The sequence below is a fragment of the Novosphingobium sp. TK46 genome, assembly GCF_055361525.1.
In genome coordinates this window covers 3,750,239-3,769,119 of sequence record NZ_CM143963.1, presented here as the reverse complement: position 1 = coordinate 3,769,119, position 18,881 = coordinate 3,750,239, and the positions used below count along the sequence as shown (strand labels likewise).

The 18,881-nt window shown below is 61.9% G+C and carries 15 protein-coding genes and 1 riboswitch; of the genes, 12 read left to right on the top strand and 3 right to left on the bottom strand.

Annotated features, from left to right (window positions below):
• Nucleotides 1-13 precede the first annotated feature (13 nt).
• Complete coding sequence (locus ACXJ1Z_RS17945) at nucleotides 14-841, bottom strand: sugar phosphate isomerase/epimerase family protein (protein WP_463778548.1); 828 nt, start codon at nucleotides 839-841, stop codon at nucleotides 14-16.
• A 124-nt stretch (nucleotides 842-965) separates the two neighbouring features.
• On the opposite strand from ACXJ1Z_RS17945, the gene ACXJ1Z_RS17940 reads away from it, so the two are divergent.
• From ACXJ1Z_RS17940 to ACXJ1Z_RS17930, 3 genes are all read left to right on the top strand, one after another.
• Nucleotides 966-1,196, top strand: coding sequence for a hypothetical protein (locus ACXJ1Z_RS17940; RefSeq protein WP_463778546.1), 231 nt, complete (start codon nucleotides 966-968; stop codon nucleotides 1,194-1,196).
• A gap of 81 nt (nucleotides 1,197-1,277) precedes the next feature.
• Entirely contained in the window at nucleotides 1,278-1,487 is a 210-nt protein-coding gene (locus ACXJ1Z_RS17935; protein WP_463778545.1) for a hypothetical protein, read from the top strand.
• 79 nt (nucleotides 1,488-1,566) lie between these two features.
• Entirely contained in the window at nucleotides 1,567-2,169 is a 603-nt protein-coding gene (locus ACXJ1Z_RS17930; RefSeq protein WP_463778543.1) for a LysE family translocator, read from the top strand.
• 346 nt (nucleotides 2,170-2,515) lie between these two features.
• On the opposite strand, the gene ACXJ1Z_RS17925 is transcribed toward ACXJ1Z_RS17930, so the two are convergent.
• Entirely contained in the window at nucleotides 2,516-4,030 is a 1,515-nt protein-coding gene (locus ACXJ1Z_RS17925) for an amidase (RefSeq protein WP_463778542.1), read from the bottom strand.
• Nucleotides 4,031-4,371: 341 nt separating this feature from the next.
• Here ACXJ1Z_RS17925 and ACXJ1Z_RS17920 point away from each other — a divergent pair, with 341 nt between their 5' ends.
• From ACXJ1Z_RS17920 to ACXJ1Z_RS17905, 4 genes are all read left to right on the top strand, one after another.
• Nucleotides 4,372-6,957, top strand: coding sequence for a TonB-dependent receptor plug domain-containing protein (locus tag ACXJ1Z_RS17920; protein WP_463778540.1), 2,586 nt, complete (start codon nucleotides 4,372-4,374; stop codon nucleotides 6,955-6,957).
• An 86-nt stretch (nucleotides 6,958-7,043) separates the two neighbouring features.
• A complete protein-coding gene (locus tag ACXJ1Z_RS17915; protein ID WP_463778539.1) occupies nucleotides 7,044-7,610 on the top strand; it encodes a GNAT family N-acetyltransferase in 567 nt (188 codons plus the stop codon).
• Nucleotides 7,611-7,709: 99 nt separating this feature from the next.
• Nucleotides 7,710-9,320 carry a flavin monoamine oxidase family protein gene (locus ACXJ1Z_RS17910; RefSeq protein ID WP_463778537.1) on the top strand — a complete coding sequence of 537 codons (1,611 nt, stop codon included), beginning with the start codon at nucleotides 7,710-7,712 and terminating at the stop codon, nucleotides 9,318-9,320.
• A gap of 26 nt (nucleotides 9,321-9,346) precedes the next feature.
• On the top strand, nucleotides 9,347-9,850 hold the full coding sequence (locus ACXJ1Z_RS17905) for a RidA family protein (RefSeq protein ID WP_463778536.1): 504 nt from the start codon (nucleotides 9,347-9,349) through the stop codon (nucleotides 9,848-9,850).
• A 688-nt stretch (nucleotides 9,851-10,538) separates the two neighbouring features.
• Here the strand turns inward: ACXJ1Z_RS17905 and ACXJ1Z_RS17900 are convergent.
• On the bottom strand, nucleotides 10,539-11,417 hold the full coding sequence (locus ACXJ1Z_RS17900; RefSeq protein WP_463778534.1) for a transglutaminase-like domain-containing protein: 879 nt from the start codon (nucleotides 11,415-11,417) through the stop codon (nucleotides 10,539-10,541).
• A 298-nt stretch (nucleotides 11,418-11,715) separates the two neighbouring features.
• Between ACXJ1Z_RS17900 and ACXJ1Z_RS17895 the strand changes: the two genes are divergently transcribed.
• The 5 genes from ACXJ1Z_RS17895 to ACXJ1Z_RS17875 all read left to right on the top strand — a co-directional run bounded on the left by ACXJ1Z_RS17895 (nucleotide 11,716) and on the right by ACXJ1Z_RS17875 (nucleotide 18,445).
• A complete protein-coding gene (locus ACXJ1Z_RS17895; RefSeq protein WP_463778533.1) occupies nucleotides 11,716-13,722 on the top strand; it encodes an HAD-IIB family hydrolase in 2,007 nt (668 codons plus the stop codon).
• A complete protein-coding gene (locus tag ACXJ1Z_RS17890) occupies nucleotides 13,719-14,867 on the top strand; it encodes a glycosyltransferase (protein WP_463778531.1) in 1,149 nt (382 codons plus the stop codon). Before ACXJ1Z_RS17895 ends, ACXJ1Z_RS17890 begins: the two co-directional genes overlap by 4 nt.
• Nucleotides 14,864-15,811 carry a glycosyltransferase family 2 protein gene (locus ACXJ1Z_RS17885; protein WP_463778530.1) on the top strand — a complete coding sequence of 316 codons (948 nt, stop codon included), beginning with the start codon at nucleotides 14,864-14,866 and terminating at the stop codon, nucleotides 15,809-15,811. The genes ACXJ1Z_RS17890 and ACXJ1Z_RS17885 overlap by 4 nt, the downstream gene beginning before the upstream one ends.
• On the top strand, nucleotides 15,808-16,908 hold the full coding sequence (locus ACXJ1Z_RS17880; RefSeq protein ID WP_463778528.1) for a glycosyltransferase: 1,101 nt from the start codon (nucleotides 15,808-15,810) through the stop codon (nucleotides 16,906-16,908). The genes ACXJ1Z_RS17885 and ACXJ1Z_RS17880 overlap by 4 nt, the downstream gene beginning before the upstream one ends.
• A 310-nt stretch (nucleotides 16,909-17,218) precedes the next feature.
• On the top strand, nucleotides 17,219-18,445 hold the full coding sequence (locus ACXJ1Z_RS17875) for a multidrug effflux MFS transporter (protein ID WP_463778526.1): 1,227 nt from the start codon (nucleotides 17,219-17,221) through the stop codon (nucleotides 18,443-18,445).
• A 73-nt stretch (nucleotides 18,446-18,518) separates the two neighbouring features.
• Nucleotides 18,519-18,749, top strand: a riboswitch (cobalamin riboswitch).
• Nucleotides 18,750-18,881 lie beyond the last annotated feature (132 nt).

Below are 18,881 nucleotides of genomic sequence, written 5' to 3'. Positions count from 1 at the left end.
GCAAATACGGACATCACTGCACCTCGGTGTTTGTCGCAGCCAAGAGCGTGCGTGTTGCTTCGACACAGCGCGCTAGCCGTTCGTGAGGGCCGACACCCGCCAAGGCATCACTGCGCAATGGAACTTCTATGGCATAAACCCGGTCCGACGGCAAAACAGCGATCAACTCAGACAAGCCGAGATCTCCCTCTCCCGGAACCATGCGCTCGAACATGGCCTCTTCGAAGTAATTGGATATGCGCGGCTCACGAGGTGCGTCGCAGACCTGGATATAATCGATCAGCTCCGGATCGAGCTGGTCAAAATCGGCAGGGGACGATCCCGAGCGAATCACGTGCATGGTGTCGATCAGCAATCGGAAGTCCGGCCTCCCGATCTGGCGCAGGGCGGCAAGGGCAGTCGGTAGATCCTTTATGGTGAGGCCCGGCGAGAGTTCGGTCGTGATGCGCAAGTTTCGATCGGCGGCCAATTCCGCCATTATAGCGAACTGGTCACACGTGCGATTGAAGTCGGCGTCCATGCTTACAGTGTTGATCCGTTCGGCACCAAGTTGCGCGAACAAATCCAGATCAGCGCGGTAACTTGTCGCATCCAATCCTTCGCGGATCGTGAAACCTTCGCCCAGCGAAATGGAAACACCGCGGTCGGACATGGCTGCCATGAACTCTCGCCGCAGGGCTGAATCATCACGTAACGAATAGGGCGCATAGTCGTAGATGCCAAACGCGAAGCTGGTAAGCCCGGTGGAAATATGTTGGCAGCCCAAGTCTGCTGCCAAGTCAACAAATTCCAACAGCGGGAGGCCGAACACGCTGATGTTCTCGATTCCAAGGCGTGGCATTTGCATTCTCCCGCTCGGTCAGTCCATCCGCTGCCGTTTGAAGTCGAGTAGCCCCAGATAAGGGTGGGAGACAATCGCGATCTATGTCGCAATCAGGTCACCATTGCGCTAAACTGCGGAAGGCATGACGGATTGCGACCTTGAACAAATGCTTGTCGACCGGCTTATCCGGGAGAAAGGTGGCACGTCGCAAACATGGCAGCGGGCGCTTGGCAAGGTGATCGTGCGTGACGTGAAGACGCATGCCCATTGCAACTGGGATTTCAGATTGGGCGGAACTGACGCGCAACGTGCCACCATCGAGCGGCTATTAGACGACGTGCGACTTGAGCACCCGATCGTTAGGGCACTTTAAACGACAAACGGCCCGCAGCAGAGCAGCGGTAGCCACTCAGGCCTTTGCGGCTATGGCTGCAAGCTCCTCAAGATCAAGATCGTGCTCGAGTTCGTGGAGCGTCTCATCATCGATCCGACTGGTTCGGTGCAAACGGACGAGCTCGGCGCGTCCAGCCTCTGCGGCAGCGATGATGACATCGAAATGGCTGACTACGCATGTTTGCGTTCTTCGATCGTGCCCCCGCTGTTCCGGCTTTCGCGCGCGCATGGCGGCCGATGGTCGGGAGCGATGCTGTCGGCCTCGCGCTGATGGGGCTTGGTAATAGCAGAACCCTTTGTACCTGACGCTGGTGTCGCTACGGTAACGATCAATTTTCAAGGATCGAGTGTTGGATTCGGGCTGGTTCTTTTCTGCGCTGGCATTTGCGATCGCCATGGGTGCTACGCCAGGGCCAAACAACACCATGTTGGCAGCATCTGGCGCCAACTATGGCTTCAGGCGCACGGTGCCGCACTTCCTCGGTGTTTCAATTGGCTTTCCGGCCATGTTCCTTGTGGTAGCTTTCCTGGGGCACGCGTTGCTTGCCGATCCTGTAATCCACGGCATCATGAAGTGGTTGGGCGCCGCTTACCTCCTGTGGCTGGCGTTCGCGATCGCTCGTGCAAAGCCGAAAGCAGAGGCGGGTGAGGGTGCCCTCACGCAGCCGTTCTCCTTCTTCAAGGCTGCATTGTTCCAATGGATTAACCCCAAAGCCTGGATTATCGTCGCCGGGGCGATCGCGACGTATACGCTACCGGGGCCTCAATCGACGGCGGCGTCACTGGTACTGGCGGCGATACTGCTCGTGGTGGCCTTCATCACTTCCGCTGGCTGGACATTGATTGGCGTTGGTGTTTCGCATGCGCTGACAACGCCAAGGTCCCTGCGTTTTTTCAACTGGACAATGGCGGCCCTCTTGGTGGCATCCCTCATTCCGGTTATTTTGGAGTAAGGCGGGTCGATCTGCCTCTGCGGCTACCAAGTCGATGACAGGCAGTTGCGACTTCGAAGCATGACTTAGCATGTTCGTCCGCCTGACAGGGGCCGGTGGTTCGATGCCGCCCGCCGACAATTGTCTTGCGAGATTGACGATCGCCTGCCTTGCGATCTGCGCGCCTTGGCTGCGACGCTCCTGAGCAGACCGATTAGCTGTCTGTGCCGGCTGCGGCCCCGGTCGCAATTGTACGTTGCCCCAAGTTCCGTGCACTGGGCCGGTTCAACGCGACAACTCTGCCTGGCGATGGCGCTACGACCGCCGATCGCTCTCGGTTTTCTAAGTGAATTGCACCATGTGATCGTCAGCGCTTCAAGGGTGCGAGTAGCGGGGCTACTTGTCGGCTCTCTTCGACAGAAGGCGCATAGCCAGGTTGAATGCTTGCCTGGCTGGCTTGCTCATAGCCGTAGCCAAGCGACAGGATGTGCGCATCGTTCCACTTGGCTCCGATGAAAGAAAGACCTAGCGGCAAGCCCATCGCGGCGCCCATCGGAACAGTCAGATGAGGGTATCCGGCGACCGCAGCCAGGCTTCCCGCACCCACCGCGTTGTACTGATCGCCATTCACCGCGTCGATCATCCACGCTGCGGGTGCGGTTGGCGCCACAAGCGCCGAAACCCTATATTGCCTGAGCAAGGCGTCGATACCGTCCGCACCCGCTAGCCGCACGCAAAGCGCGCGGGCCGCCTTGTATTCGGGATCGTCCAGACCCTTGGTAACTTCCGCCTGCTCGAACACATCCTGTCCGAACAACGACAGCTCACGCGGGTGGCTTTTGTTGAATGCGATCAGGCCAGCCAACGTGCGCGTCTTAACCGCAGGAGGGGTGGTGGCAAGATAGGCGTTGAGATCGACCTTGAACTCGGTCAGCAGAACCGTGAACTCGGCCGGACCTATCTTCTCGCGCCCGTCGAGCGCGATAATGTCGACAAGCGTCGCTCCACGCGCGCGAAGCACGTTGAGCGCGGCCTCGAAGACGCCATTCAAAGGCTCCGACGTAACCGTCGCAAAGCGCAGCACGCCGATCCGCGCGCCTTGCACGGCGTTGGTGTCGAGATTCGCCGCATAGTCGATCCGTCGGGCATCCGCTTCGCGCGTGGCTACGTCCGCTGGGTCGGAACCAGCGATCACGGTGAGTAACCGAGCGGCGGTCCTGACGTCCTTGGCGATAGGGCCTGCGGTGTCCTGGCTATGGCTGATCGGAATGATGCGGCTTCGGCTGACGAGGCCCACTGTCGGCTTGAACCCGACGACACCGTTGATCGCGGCGGGGCAGGTGATCGACCCGTCGGTCTCGGTGCCGATGGCCGCGTCGACGAAGCCAACGGCAACGGCAACGGCACTGCCCGACGATGACCCACAAGGCGTACGGTCCAGCGAGTGGGGATTGCGCGTCTGTCCGCCGATCGCGCTCCAACCTGAGATAGATGCGCTGGACCGCATGTTGGCCCACTCGGACAAGTTCGTCTTGCCCAGGATGATCGCACCGGCGCGCCTCAGGCGCGTGACGATCGGAGCGTCCCTGCCGGTGACGTTTGCAGCCAGGGCCATGCTGCCGGCGGTCGTCGCCTGCAGGCCGGCGCTTTCGATATTATCCTTCAACAGCACCGGCATGCCGAACAAGGCACGATCTCGCGCGCCTTCCCGGTCGAGCGTTCGCGCCTGCGCCAAGGCGGTCGGATCGAGCGCGATGACAGCATGAAGTTTCCCGTTCCCGTTCTCGATCCGCTGGATGGCAGCGGTCGTATTCGGCTCGGCTTGCTGCGCTGTGGCTGGCGTCGCCAATACCATGATCGTCGCCGCCACTATTCCTCGCATCGTTTAGACCCTGTTTCTGCCGGAACGAGAGAATGGCGGCGATTGGCAATGGCTTACAAGTAAAAATGCCATGCTGCAGAAGAAAGATGCGGCTGCAGTTATGATATATAGAAGATCGCCCAAGATGACGGTTTGCGGCATAATAGACACAGGAGAAAACAATCGTACGACGCGCTTCCCTTTAAATGACATTTTTGAGACGTTGATGTCGTCGACGGAAGTGCGGCCTGATGACCGCACACCCAGAGCAAGGAGATGTCCTGATAGGCGTGAAACAGGGGACACGGCCTATGCATGCTATTTCCACGCAAATCTCCATTAAGACCGTTCTTGCTTTAGGGGTGGCGAACATCGCGCTGCTCTCGGCCTCTCCTGCGTTGGCACAAGATCAATCCCTTGCCGCCGCCGACGAACCGGCGGGCGAATTGGTCGTCATCGGCACACGCCGCACCGATCGCACCATCACTGATTCCGCCTCGCCGGTCGATGTGATCGGCGCGGCCGAACTGCGGACCCAACCGGCCTCGGACATGCTCGACATCGTGCGCAACATCGTCCCCTCGTTCGTCGTCAACCAGAACACGATCTCCGATGCATCGACCTTCGTGCGTGCGCCGTCGTTGCGCGGTTTGCCCGCCGATGAAATTCTGGTGATGGTCAATGGCAAGCGCTTCAACCGCGCCGCACTGGTCCAGGTGGTTACGGGCGGCGACACCGCGCTATCGCTGGGTTCGCAGGGCTCCGACATCTCGCTGATCCCGTCGATCGCGGTCGGCAACCTTCAGGTCCTGCGTGAGGGCGCAACCGCGCAATACGGATCGGACGCGATCGCCGGGGTGCTCAACTACGGCCTCAAGACCGAACCCGGCTTCGAAGTGACCGCCCGATACGGTCAGTATTACGACAACGGTGGTGACGGGGACAGCCGTCAGATCGCCGCATATGCCGGCGTGAAAGTTGGCGATTCGGGCTTCATTACCCTCTCGGGCGAGTACAACGACGACAAGGGCACCAGCCGCGGCGTGACCCGGCCCGGCGCGCTGCTGTTCGCGCAGGAGTTTCCCAATCTGGCTGACCGGATCCCTAACTATCCCGGTCCCGCGCAGATCTGGGGCAATTCGCCAAGCGATGGCTACAAGCTGATGCTGAATTCGGGCTTCGACATTACGCCCGACGCCCAGATCTATTTCTTCGGCAACATCGCGCACGCGAAGGCTGACCAGAGCTTCAACTATCGCGCTGTCAAACAGTACGACACCACCACGGTCGATGGCACACCCGTGACCACCAGCGGTGTCAACGGGGCGTTCGCGCATCCTGTGTACCTGACGCCCTGTCCGCCCGGGAGCGCGACTTGCGCCGCCGGCGGCTTCGTCAAGGACGGCAACGTATTCAACTTCACGTCCCTCTATCCGGCGGGCTTTACCCCTCGCTTCGGCGGCACCAAGGACCAGGCCTACGGCGTGGTCGGCCTGAAGGGCACGCTGTCGGAGGTGAAGTACGACGTTTCCGCATCGCTCAGCCGCAACGCGCTTGACCTGTCGATGAGCCAGTCCCTCAATGCGTCCTATGGCCCCGACAGCCAGACCTCGTTCGAATTCGGAAAGCTGATACAGAAAGAATTCAACGTCAATCTCGACCTTTCCTATGGCTGGGAGGTTGGCCTCGCGAGCCCGATCACGCTCGCGGGTGGCTTCGAATACCGCCGCGAAACCTACACCACGACCGCAGGCGACCCGCAGTCCACCGGTGTCGGACCTTATGCCAATCAGAACCTCTATTCGCAGATCTCGCCGGGCGTTTACGTGTTCGATTCAACCGTCGGCATGGGGCCGGGCGCAAGCGGTTACGCCGGCACCAGCGAAGCGTCCGCGGGTACCAGCAGCCAGAAAAGCGCCGGCCTTTACCTCAGTGCCGAGGGCGATATCACCGATGCGCTGACGCTCGGCGTTGCTGGACGCTACGAGAACTACAACACGTTCGGTGACGCCTGGGTCGGCAAGGCCAACGCGTTGTGGAAGGCGGTCGATGGACTGGCGCTGCGCGGCACGGTCGGCACCGGCTTCCACGCCCCGTCGCCGGGCCAGAGCAGCACCCAGATCGTGACCACCGCCTTCGCCCCGGGCGGCGAGCAGGTGCAGACCGGTACCTACCCCGTCAATAGCGCCATCGCCCAATACTATGGCGCCGTGCCACTCAAACCCGAGAAATCGACCAACTTCGGTCTTGGCGTGGTGATCAACCCGGTGCCCCAGTTCACGCTGACGATCGATGCCTACCAGATCAAGGTGCGCAATCGGATCAGCATCACCTCGACCTTCGACGTGGATGCTGCCGATGTCGCGGCGCTGCCGGTTCTCGGCACCGTCGGCGTCGGCGGCGCCGTGCAATACTTCACCAACGGCTTCGACACCCGCACCCGCGGCGTCGATGTGGTCGGCACCTATCGCACGGGTCCGGTGCTCGGCAATCCGGTCAATCTCACCCTCGCGTACAACTACAACAAAAGCAAGGTCACCGACTTCGACCCGATCGCGATCGGCGCCGATCGCATCACCGACATCTCCAACTTCGCGCCAAAGCATCGCGCCATCTTTACCGGCAGTTGGCAGATCGAGGGCTTTACACTGACCGCGCGTGAGAACTTCTATTCCAGCTGGTCGACCCAGCAGGACTATCCGGGCGACAGCTTCGGCTCGGAATTCGTCACCGACATCGACGTCAGCTACACGATCGCCGATCACTACACGCTATCCGCCGGCGCGACGAACGTGTTCAACAACTACCCCGACAAGCTGAACAAGGCCTTCAACACGATCTACGCAGTCACGGGTGGTACGTCCGATGGCCAGATCTATCCGCGCAGTGGCGGTCCTTTCGGCATCAACGGGGGCTTCTGGTATGTTCGGGCCCGCGTCAAATACTGAGCTCCATCCGCTTCGAAGGGAGGCGCCGGGGCCAGGCTCCCGCGCCTTCTCGGATCGGCCGTTTCTCGCCTTTGCTTATGGACGCCATGACATCGATGCCTACGAACCACGCCGCCACCCCGATCGCAGCCCGCCTCGCCACCACTGCGGACCTTCCGGTACTCAAAAACATCATGCAGCTGGCCATCGACATCAGCCAGCGCGCGTTCCTGACACCGGCACAAGTCGCCGCCAGCCACGGCTTCATGGGGCTCGACACGCAACTGGTCGACGACGGCACCTATTTCGTGGTCGAGAGTGAGGGCACCATCGCCGGATGTGGCGGCTGGAGCCGTCGCGCAACCTTGTTCGGGGGCGACCATTCCGCAGCGCTGCGCGATGCCCGCCTCCTCGATCGCCGGACCGAGGCGGCGCGGGTCCGGGCGATGTACACCCATCCCGATTTCGCGCGCCGGGGCGTCGGCCGGCTCATCCTGCAGCAATGCGAAGCGGCCGCCCTGGAGGACGGGTTCACCCGCGTAGAGCTGATGGCAACGCTCGCGGGCGAGCCGCTCTATGCGGCCTGCGGCTACGAAGAGATGGAGCGCACCACGACGAACGTCGACGGTCTTGATGTGCCCGTCGTGCGCATGGGCAAGCGCCTTACGACCTAGGACTGCCCGTCACCATCTTCCGGGCCGGCAATGCACAAGGACAGCCAGTCGCTCCGCATCTCGATTGATACTCAACGCTACGAACAGGGGAACAGTTCGATGATCACACGCAGATCGATACTGGAACACATCGGCTTGATGGGCGGGCTGGGCGCCGGCTTCGGCGCCATGCACGCGCTTGGCATCGCCGGGGTCGCGCAGGCGCAGGACATGAGCGTGCTGCCCGCCGGAGTGGGTAAGGGGCGCCATGTGGTCGTGCTGGGCGCAGGCATTGCCGGGCTAACCTCGGCCTACGAACTGGAACAGGCCGGCTTCCTGGTGACTCTGCTGGAGGCGCGCCCCCGCGTCGGCGGCCGCGCCTGGACCGTGCGCGATGGCGATACGATCGAGATGATCGGCGAGGAGACGCAGACCGCGCGCTTTTCCGACGGGATCTATTTCAACGCAGGCCCCGCGCGCATCCCCAGCTTTCACCAGGGCCTTCTCGGCTATGCCAAGACGTTTGGCGTCCCGCTGGAAGTCGAAGTCAACAGTAGCCGGTCCGCCTACGTCATGGGCGACGACGGATCGAAGATCCGCATGCGTACCGCGATCAACGACATGCGCGGTCGCATCGCCGAACTGCTGGGCAAGGCGATCAACAAGGGCTCGCTCGATACCGAGCTTTCGGCGGCTGACCGCGAAAAGCTGATGCCGTTCCTCAAAGCCTATGGCGACCTTGGCGATGACGGCACGTTCACCGGTACCGAGCGCTCGGGCTTCGGCACCGCGCCGGGCGCGGGCGTCACCTTTGCTTCACCGTCCACCGCCATGCCGCTGGACCAGCTGCTCGCCAACCAGCGGCTGCCGGCCACCCTGTTCGAGGACAACCTCTACATGCAGGCGACGATGTTCGAGCCAGTGGGCGGCATGGATCGCATCCACATGGCGATGGACGGCGCGTTACGGCGCCCTGCCTTGCGCGGGGCCGAGGTGATGAGCATCCGTCAGCGCTCGGGCAGCGTCGAGGTGGTCTATCGCGACACCGCGAGCGGGGCGAAGGAAACGGTCGTCGCCGATTACATGATCTGCACGATCCCGTTTCCGGTGCTGGCCAAGATCGACACCAACTTCACGCCCCGCCTCAAGAAGGCGATCGCGGACGTAAAGTACGACTATTCGAACAAGGTCGCCTTCGAGAGTCCTCGTTTCTGGGAAAAGGAGCAGATCTACGGTGGGATCTCGTTCGTGGGCGGCCCCTCCGCACTGATCTGGTATCCCTCGGCCGGGCTGCACAGCGATCGGGGCATGCTGCTGGGATGCTACTGCTCGGGGCCCGATGCAGAGGCCTTCCAGAAGCGTCCCATCGCCGAACAGATCGCTTTCTCCCGCAGCATCGTCGACAAGCTGCATCCGGGTCACGGCGCCGACCTGATGAACGGCATCGCCGTCAACTGGCACAAGGTGCCCTACAGCCTGGGACCGTGGCCCGACTGGAACGCGGGCAGCGCCAACGGGCGCCAGGAAGGCAATATCGATACCGAGGACTTCCGCTTCCTGCAGGCGGCCGAGGGCCGTGTCTATTTCGCGACGGCGGCGCTGAGCCAAACGCCTGGCTGGCAGGAAGGCGGTATCCAGTCCGCCCGCGCGCAAGTGTTGGCACTGGCCCGTCGCGTCACCGCCGAAGCGCTCGTAACCCCTTATCGCTCCACTGCCGTTCGGGCAGCCTGAGCGTGGCTATCACCGGAGTTGAACACATGAAAAGATTTGCGTTTCTCTCGACCGTCCTGACCGCTTCGCTGCTGGCCGCGAGCGCACACGGGCAGACGGTAATCAAGCACCCCAACGCGCCGCCCGGGCTCATCCTGCAGTCGGCAACGGTGAAGGCGGGCGCGACCACGCTTTACCTCAGCGGCCAGCTGGCTTCGCCGATCGACCCATCGAAAAAGGTACCGCCGGCGCAGATCACTATGTCCGACCTGGGCGACACCAAGACCCAGACCGTCAGCGTCCTCAACAAGATCAAGGCCATCCTGGCGGAGCATGGCTACGCGATGAGCGACATCGTCAAGCTCACCGTCTTCGTCGGCGGCGATCCCGCGCTGAATGGGAAGATGGACTTTGCCGGCATGAACGAAGGCTTCAAACAGTTCTTCGGCACGCCCGAAAACCCCGGCACGGTGACGCGCTCCACGGTCCAGGTCGCCGCCCTTGCCGGCCCGGCCTATCTCGTCGAGATCGAGGCCACTGCGGCGAAGTGAGGGTTTCACGCGATGCTGTCGTCAAGAAGGTTTCAGGGCCCGCTTACGAGGCGTCCATGCTGTCAAAAACGCAGAGGATCAACAGGCCGGCTGGGCGGGCATTTTGATGAGCGCTAGATGCGGGTGGCAGCAGCACACCCGGTTAGCTCCACACCTTGCGGCGATCTACGCTTTGCTGGCGACGCCATGGTGCTTTGGTTTAGCTACATTAATCAGTTCAGTAGCCAAGTACGTATTGTCGGCACCGAACGGGTCCGTCGTGCTCGATCGCAAGGGTACTGAACGCGGCAGCCTGAACAATTTCGACCCGATAACCTACGATGTTCCAGGGCAATTCGGCTACCTGAAGCTTACCGCAGGACTGTAAATGAAGGGACCTGCTGCGTGCGGTCGCTCCGAAAAGGGCGACTGTACGCATTTGGTGCGGCTTGAACTCCCTAGGCGCAAACACCCGTAAGTCATCGCCATTGATCAATGACCATCTGCTTCGTTCTTTGGCAAGTAGCGTGAAAGTACCTGCCGAACGCGTTCTTTCCGAGGCCAGGCAGCCTTCCAACCGACCCATCGCGCTGGCACATAATTGCCACAACGCTTGCTGCTGCAGCGTTCGTTCAGCGAACCCTTTGGATGCTGCCGTCAAAAATTGGAAAAGCTTTGAGAAACTACTCCGCGGACTTCAGGCTGAGAACTAGGCGGCAACAAGGTGTAAGATACCGTCATGCGGCTGCAATGAGGTTGAACGCGCGATCGTGCGTTCAGACAGGCTGGACACTTCGTCGGCGATCACCTCGAAGTGGAGCAACTGCGCCCAGCCGAACGCGGTCGTGAGTGCGGTATCGGCCGCATCACGGCCGGCGGCCATCAGAATGCGACCGATGCGAGGGACATTGTGGCGCGCATCATAGGCGTGCCAATGGCCATCAAGATAGACTTCGAACCAGGCATGGAAGTCCATTGCGACATCGACTGGCGATACGCCGATATCACCGAGGTAACCACTACAATAGCGCGCGGGAATGTTCATGCACCGACATAAGGCGACTGCCAGATGGGCAAAGTCGCGACATACGCCGACGCGTTCCTGATAGGCCTCGTATGCTGTTCTGGTCGCCCGCGCATAACAATACCCGTATGTGAGATGGTGATGCACAAAGTCGACGATTGCTTTCACGCGGGCCGATCCTGGGGCAACGCCGCCGAACAGATACCATGCCTCGGACATCAAGCGGTCAGTATCGCAGTAACGGCTTCCTACGAGGTAGGTGAGGATCTCTGCGGGCAACTTTTCGACGGGCTGTTGTTCGGCATCCAGTTGGGGATCAGACAGTCCCGCATCCTCGATCACGAAGCTGCTGGACAGCATCGTGGTGCCTGGCTGCAGGACCAGGCGCGTGCAGACGTTTCCGAAGGCATCCAGATAATCCTCCCGACCTACGCAATCGCTGGCATTCAGCGATTCTGACAGACGCACATCAGCGACCCGAGACGGATGGATGTTTAGCATCGCGATCATTGGAGTGGCGACGTTGCATTGGAATGCCAGGTTATAGCCCGCGCGGATGAGCATGGTGCCTCGTCTTTAGAGCATCCGCGATAGCCACGCCGACAACGGTGATGCGAAAGTTCAACCCGCGAAATCTCAAGTGGTTGCGTAAATAGCTACCGGCTCGGACGGGTTGTTTGCAGCCATTCTTGCTTGGTTACGTGTGGCTGTTGTTGGTGCCCATATCAGTCGATAAGTTCATCTCCCTGTCCGCGAATTAACATTAATTATGTTCTCGATTGCCCGCATGGGCACCATTTTTATAGATTAGGATCAAAGAAGCATGCGAAGGGTTACGGGTTCCTGCTAACAGGGAACCGCATTGAACATCATTCATCTCGCGCTGGGGGGCTGTCTGCGAAAGCCACCGGTTGAATTTGGTGTAACCGCCGATACCGGAGGTCACATTGCCTACGTGCTGGATGCGGCGCGTCACCAAGCCGCGCTTGATCATGTTACGTCTGTCACCATCGTCACCCGTCTGTTCGTAGACGCGCGACTGGACCCGGTTCATGCTCAGGAGACTGATCGGATAGGGCCCAAGCTGTCGGTCAGCCGAATAGCCACAGCGAACCTTGCGTATGTGGAAAAGGAGGATCTGGCCGCGGAACTGCCGGCCTTTACCAGCGCATTCTGCGCTTATCTTGCCGGTCTGCGCCAAATTCCCGACATCATTCACGCGCACTTCGCCGACGCCGCCGCAGTGGCGCTTGCGGCGCAAATGCGATTTCGCATTCCCTTCATCTACACCCCCCATGCACTGGGCATAGACAAACGTTCCGAGGGTGGTTCGCGACTGGAAGCGCGGATCGAGGCCGAGCGCTTGGCATTGCGCACCGCTGCGGCGATCATCGCATCGTCGCAGGACGAAGCTGATTGCCAGATCGGGCGCTACGAAGCGGTGACGGATGATCGGGTAAGGATCGTGCCGCCGGGTGTACCCCAACGCCCACGGACAAAGAAACAGGGCACCATCGTGGATCGTTTGGGCGATTGGATCCTCGAACCACAGCGGCCGATCATCCTCGCGATTGCCAGGCCTGTGCGAAAGAAGAACCTCGCCGCGCTCCTGCGGGCTTATGCTGGGGACGGGTGGCTGCAGGAAAGCGCCAACCTTGTCATCCTGGCAGGACAGCACCGCCACGCCAATGGCGAGGAGCGCGCCGTGCTCGAAGAATTGCAGGCACTATGTCGAACGCCCCAGTTAACCGGGAAGGTGGCCTTGCCGTCGATGCACGATGCTGACGATGTTGCGGCTCTTTACCAACTGGCGGCTGAGGGAGGCATTTTCGTCAATCCGGCGTTTCACGAGCCTTTCGGTCTTACGGTGGTCGAGGCGGCCGAAGCGGGTGTACCGGTTGTTGCCACCTGCAATGGCGGGCCGGGCGAGATCATCGACAGGATCGGCCATGGCCTGATCTTCGATCCGCACGACGAGGATGCGCTTGCCGCCGCGTTGACAACGATACTTTCGGATACAGCCATGCACCAGCGCTTTGCGGCGGCAGGCAGGGCAGGGGTCAAAGCCTATTCATGGGCTCGGTACGCCGAAAGGTCGGTCGAGATCTACCGCGAAGCAAAGGCGCCGGGGCTGCTGGTTTGCGATATCGACAACACGCTGACGGGATGCAGACGGGGCGCAGCCGACTTCGCGGCCTGGCACAGCAGATCAGACCTGCCTTTCGCAGTCGCGACGGGACGCGATCTCACGGCGGCCTGCGCCATCCTTGATCAATGGCGCTTGCCGTTGCCGGATGCCTTCATCGTCGATGTGGGGACGCGCATCATGCTGGCGGATGGCAAAGGCGGCTGGATCGAATGCGCGGATTATGCCGCAATCCTCGATCAGGGTTGGGATCGCCGCGCCGTCGCCGCTACACTGGCATCTCTGGCCATCGATCCTCAGCCGAGCGCGACAGCTGGACCACACAAGATCAGCTTCTTTGGCGATGCAGTCGATGCCGCCCTTATCCAAGAGACGCTGGCCCAGGCCGGTCTTGCGGCGCGTGTGGTCTTCTCGCACGATCGGCTGATCGACGTCCTTTCGCCAGCGGGAGGCAAGGCGGCCGCTATCGCCCATTATGCGCGGCTTTCAGGTCTAACCCTCGCGCAGTGCGTTGCGGCCGGCGACAGCGGAAACGATGCCGACATGCTGGCCGCTTGCGGTTCGGCGATCGTGGTCGGCAATGCGAGCCGTGAACTGGACGGTTTGCTACGGCGTGATGGCTTGTACCGCGCGACTGCCTCGCATGCCGGCGGGGTCCTGGAAGGGCTCGCCCGGCTTGGCTTGGTGTCGCCAGCGTTTTCGACCGTGTGCGAGGCGGCATGAGGCGTCCATTCGGCTACTTCGTCCATCACCAGGGCCGGGGCCACGCGGAACGTTGCGCCGCGATCGCCCGCGCGCTGCCTCCTGAACGCCCCGTCACGATCTTCAGCGCGCGCGATGACATCTTTCCATCGCTGCCCGATCATGTCGAGATCGTGCGACTGCCATCGTTGTTCGAGCCTACCGGGCGAGAAGCCGGGTCGATGGACTGGGTGGGAACGCCTGAGACGCTGCACTGCGCGCCCTTGGGCTGGCCGGGCATAAGGCATGCTATGGCAACCATCACCAAGTGGTTCGACAAGGCCGACCCCGCGTTGATGATCTGCGACGTATCGGCGGAAATCGCACAGCTAGCCCGCATTTGCTCGGTTCCACACGTGAAGGTGCTGCAACATGGTGATCGCAGCGATCCCGGCCATCGCGCGGCCTATGATGGTGCCGCCGGCTTGCTTGCACCGTTCCACGAACAACTTGCTCAGCCAGACTGGGATGCCGACATGCGTGCCAGGACCTGCTTCGCAGGGGGGCTGGGCGTCGATGTGCGCGTGCCCGAACGCGATGTAGCACGCCAGCGTATCGGCGTATCCAGCACTGATCGGATGATCCTAGTCCTGTCCGGCGGTGGAGGGGAGGGCTTTGCTCAAGCCCCGCTGGGCGTCGGTGCTCGGACGACGCCCGGCACGCGGTGGATCACCATCGGCAAGGTCCAGCGCGATTGGCACGCGACCGAGCCCGCGAACATCGAGCATCGTGGATGGGTGGACAATGCCGCGGATTATATCGCCGCCGCCGACCTCGTCATAGCATCGACGGGCAACACGACCTGTCAGCAGATCCTGGCTTCAAGCCGGCCATGGCTGGCGGTGCCGGAGTGGCGATATTTCGACGAGCAGCACCACAAGGCTGCGGCGCTGGCGGCGGCCGGCCTCGCCTGCGTACAACCGCACCTGCCATCATCCGCGCATGGCTGGTCGGCGGCATTGGAGCAAGCATTCGCCAGCCACTTGCCAGCTCGCCAGCGTGACATGATCGACGATGCGCCGGCGCTGCGCGCGGCGACCTGGCTCGAGAATCTTGCCCATCGACTGTGGGACTCGCCTGTCCCGAATTCACCCTTACCCCTGCCCAAGGAGCCCGCCCTGCCATGACCACGATATCCGCTGTCACCTTGGCAAAGGGCCGTGCCGATCATCTGGCCAACGTGGTGATCGGCTTGTCGCGGCAGACCGAGCTGCCGACCGAACTGATCGTGGCGGTCATGCAACCGGAACGCTACGAACTGCCCGAAGCGCCTTTCCCGATCCGTCAGATCATGGTGGCGGGCGAGGAACTGCCACTGGCGGCGGCACGCAACCGCGCTGCGCACGAGGCCTCCGGCGATATCCTCGTCTTCCTGGACATGGATTGCATTCCCGCTCCCGAGTTGATCGCCGACTACTCCGGCTTCATGACGGGATTCGACGGTCTTCTGATGGGCGAGGTGCTCTACCTTCCCGGGGGTGCGACACAGGGTGACTGGAATAGCGACGCGTTCGCGAAAGTGGCGGTAAAGCACTCGGATCGTCGGGGCCCACCGCCAGATGGGATCGAGATATGCCAGGACTATCGCTGCTTCTGGTCGCTCAACTTCGCGATGCGGCGGGCGACGTTCCTGAACGTTGGCGGATTTGACGAACGCTACTTTGGCTATGGCGGCGAGGACACCGATTTCGGCAAGACGCTGAGCAAGGCCGGCGTGCCGATCGCGTGGGCAAAGGGTGGTCTGGCGTATCACCAGTATCACCCGCACCACATGCCGCCGGTGCACCATCTCGAAAGCGTGGTGCGCAATGCTCAGTTGTTCGAAGCCAAGTGGGGCTATCGGACGATGGGGCATTGGCTGCACGCCTTCAAGCTGATGGGCTTGATCGAGGATTTGCCCGGCCATCCCGTGCGCATCCTGCGTGCCCCGGGCGAAGAAGACCTTGCCCTGACCGGTCAGCAAAGCCACCAACCTTACGCCAATACCGCGCGGGTGCTGCGCTGGCTGGAAGCGAACGTCGTGCCTTCGACCGCCACCGCGCCCACCAGAAAGGACGCGGTGGCTGCGTGAAGATCGCGATCCTTGGCCACGTTCGCCAGCGGATCTCCGAGCCGTTCGCCGGTGGGATGGAGGCGCACTGCTGGCACTTGGCCAAGGGCTTGCAGGATCGCGGGCATGAGGTGACGCTGTTCGCCTCGGGCGACAGCGATCCACGCTTCGAAATCGACGCGGTGGTCGACACGCATTACGAAGCTACCTTTCCATGGGCGGAGCATCGCGGATCCGCTCCGCTGATCGCGCACCTGGACGCCGGCTATGCTGACGCGTGTGACCGCATCGCCGGCGGTGGGTTCGACGTGGTACACAACAACAGCCTTCACCGGTTCCCGCTGGAGCAGCGGCGCACGGCGATCGTGCCCACCGTCACCTCGCTTCATGTGCCGCCGTATGATGCTCTGCACTGGTTCGTCTCGGCGAGCCCGTCGCCGCGACATCGCTTGACAGTTACCTCCGCCCGCCAGTTGCAGGCCTGGTGGCCGCAAGGTGCTCCCGCGCAGGCCACGGTGCTGCATAACGGGATCGATCCGGCAAAGTGGCCCTTCGTCGCGCGCGGTAACGCCGAGGCTGTATGGTGCGGTCGCATGACACCGAACAAGGGGCCGCATCTGGCAGCGCGCGCTGCGCGGCAGGCTGGCATCGATCTCACGCTTTATGGTAGCATCGAAGACGGCGATTACTGGCAGGCCGAAGTCGTGCCCCTGCTTGGTCCGCATGTGCGGTACGGTGGCCATCTGTCAGGCGAGCGCCTTGCTGCGGAACTTGGCCGTGCATCGCTGTTCCTCTTCACCCCATGCTGGGACGAGCCGTTCGGATTGGTCGCCGCCGAGGCGATGGCTTGCGGCCTGCCGGTGGCAGCGTTCGACATGGGCGCCGCATGCGAGGTGATCGGGGAGGCGGGCGTTTTCGCACCGGCAGGAGATGTCGATGCGCTGGCGGCTGCCATCGCTCCGGCCATGGCAATTTCGCGCAGCACGCCGCGCGATCGCGTGCTGCGCTTGTTTACCAGGGACCGGTGGCTGAATCGCTGCGAGGAACTCTATCGCGAAGTCTCTAGAACGATAACGACACCGGCTGTCACGACCGTGGAAATGGCGGACGTGCGGTAGGGGTCGCGAGATGCTTAAGGCGACGATTGATCCATCGTATCGGCCCCGCATTCCGCCACGAAACATGAGATGGTCCGCAAAGAGTATTGATATTCCACGCAAGAAGAAACTTTACGGTATGGTGAAGCGTCTATCCGCATGTCGGCTGCGCCGGCACCGTGCGCTTGATCGACTGGTGATCAGCATGGGGTGATCCGTGCCTGCAAGCGTCATGCTGTGCATGCTATGGCCGATCAGCCGGGCTCCGGACGGGAGCGCTGAGCCGGGTCGATTGCGCACTATGCCGAAGCGAACAATGAGTAGAACGACAATGAAGCCGCAACACGCCTCCTCGGGAATGTACCCGCGCGAGTTCATCATTTTCATAGCCGCATTGATGGCCGTGAACGCGCTGGGCGTGGACTTGATGTTGCCCGCCCTTGCTCAGATCGGTCGCGAGCTGGCAGTGACCGCGGCCAATCACCGGCAGTGGGTGGTGATGGTTTACATGCTTGGCTTCGGCACCGGCCAGCTTGTGTATGGCCCGCTCGCCGATCGTTTCGGACGACGTCCGGTGCTTATTGCCACGCTGATCGGATTTGTCGCAGCCAGCGTCTTTGCGGCAAGTTCGGCGACGTTCGAAGCGTTGCTGAGTGCGCGGTTGCTGCAGGGTCTGATGTCCGCGTCAACTCGGGTCCTGGCCGTCGCGATCGTACGCGATGGCTCGTCCGGGCGACAGATGGCGCGGACGATGTCGGTTGCGCAGATGATCTTCTTCCTCGTGCCGATCCTGGCGCCAACCCTGGGCCAGGCACTGCTTACGATCGGACCCTGGCGGTTCATCTTCTATGCGCTGGGCGGCTTTGCGGCCTTCGTACTCGCGTGGACGCTGCTGCGGTTGAAGGAGACTTTGCCGGATGCCGGGCGGGTTGCGATTTCGCTGGCGAACCTGCGATCGAGCTATCGACTTACGCTCACCAATCGATTCTCGATCGGCTATGCGATCGCCGCGTCGCTGACGTTCGGGGGCATCATCGCCTTCGTCTCATCGGCGCAGCAGATTTTCGTCGATGAATTCGGTGCCGGGGAGCGCTTTACGATCCTTTTCGCGATCTGTGCCGGGGCGATGGGCTTGGCGTCGTTCGCGAACAGTCAGCTGGTCGAGCGCCTCGGCACCCGGTGGATTTCGCAAGCCGCGGTACTTTGCCTCATCGCGCTTTCGATCATCCACGTCGGCATCATCGCGACCGGGTCCGAGACGTTGTTGAGCTATATGGTGCTGCAGGCCTCGAGCATGACCTGTATCGGCCTGTGCGGTTCGAATTTCGGGTCGATGGCGATGGAGCCGGTCGGGCATATCGCCGGGACGGCATCATCGGTGCAGGGGTTCATCACCAGCATCGGCGCCGTGCTGGTCGGGTTTGCGATCGGCCAGTCGTATTCCGGTACCACGCTGCCTCTCGCGGTCGGTTACCTGAGCATCGGCGTGGCGGTGCTGGTGATCATCTACTTCGTCGAAAAGGGCCGGCTGTTCCATCCCCTCGAAGCTCCGGCCTGAGCCTACGACAAGAGCCATTGGCTTGGCGCTCGGTTTGGTCTAGGCGCTTCGCCGAAGTGCGGGGCTAGCCCTGTGTTTTGTTGATCGCGCCGGTGCCCCCGCAAGGGGCTTAATCGGGAATGCGGTGAGGGGGCTTGCCTCCAACTCCGCGGCTGTCCCTGCAACTGTAAGCGGATAGCGCGATGCGCAAGCTCTCCACGTTGGAAGAGCAGCCACTGGACGAGGCGCGTGCGCTTTGTCTGGGAAGGCGCGCATCAAGCTGTGACCCGTGAGCCAGGAGACCTGCCGGCGCACCGGTCGCTCTTGCCTGATCCAGGGGATGGTCATGGCACGGTAACTCTCCGTCTGAGCGACGAAGCTGTGCGGCTGGGGCTGCATGGTCGCGCGGGTTTCGGGTGCCTTGGCATGCCCGCCCGTCGTCGCGCGCCGACCGGTT

Coding starts and splice junctions, on each gene's coding strand:
- ACXJ1Z_RS17945 (WP_463778548.1), bottom strand. CDS start 841: ATGCCACGCCTTGGAATCGAGAACATCAGCGTGTTCGGCCTCCCGCTG.
- ACXJ1Z_RS17915 (WP_463778539.1), top strand. CDS start 7,044: ATGACATCGATGCCTACGAACCACGCCGCCACCCCGATCGCAGCCCGC.
- ACXJ1Z_RS17940 (WP_463778546.1), top strand. CDS start 966: ATGACGGATTGCGACCTTGAACAAATGCTTGTCGACCGGCTTATCCGG.
- ACXJ1Z_RS17905 (WP_463778536.1), top strand. CDS start 9,347: ATGAAAAGATTTGCGTTTCTCTCGACCGTCCTGACCGCTTCGCTGCTG.
- ACXJ1Z_RS17925 (WP_463778542.1), bottom strand. CDS start 4,030: ATGCGAGGAATAGTGGCGGCGACGATCATGGTATTGGCGACGCCAGCC.
- ACXJ1Z_RS17885 (WP_463778530.1), top strand. CDS start 14,864: ATGACCACGATATCCGCTGTCACCTTGGCAAAGGGCCGTGCCGATCAT.
- ACXJ1Z_RS17910 (WP_463778537.1), top strand. CDS start 7,710: ATGATCACACGCAGATCGATACTGGAACACATCGGCTTGATGGGCGGG.
- ACXJ1Z_RS17900 (WP_463778534.1), bottom strand. CDS start 11,417: ATGCTCATCCGCGCGGGCTATAACCTGGCATTCCAATGCAACGTCGCC.
- ACXJ1Z_RS17875 (WP_463778526.1), top strand. CDS start 17,219: ATGAAGCCGCAACACGCCTCCTCGGGAATGTACCCGCGCGAGTTCATC.
- ACXJ1Z_RS17890 (WP_463778531.1), top strand. CDS start 13,719: ATGAGGCGTCCATTCGGCTACTTCGTCCATCACCAGGGCCGGGGCCAC.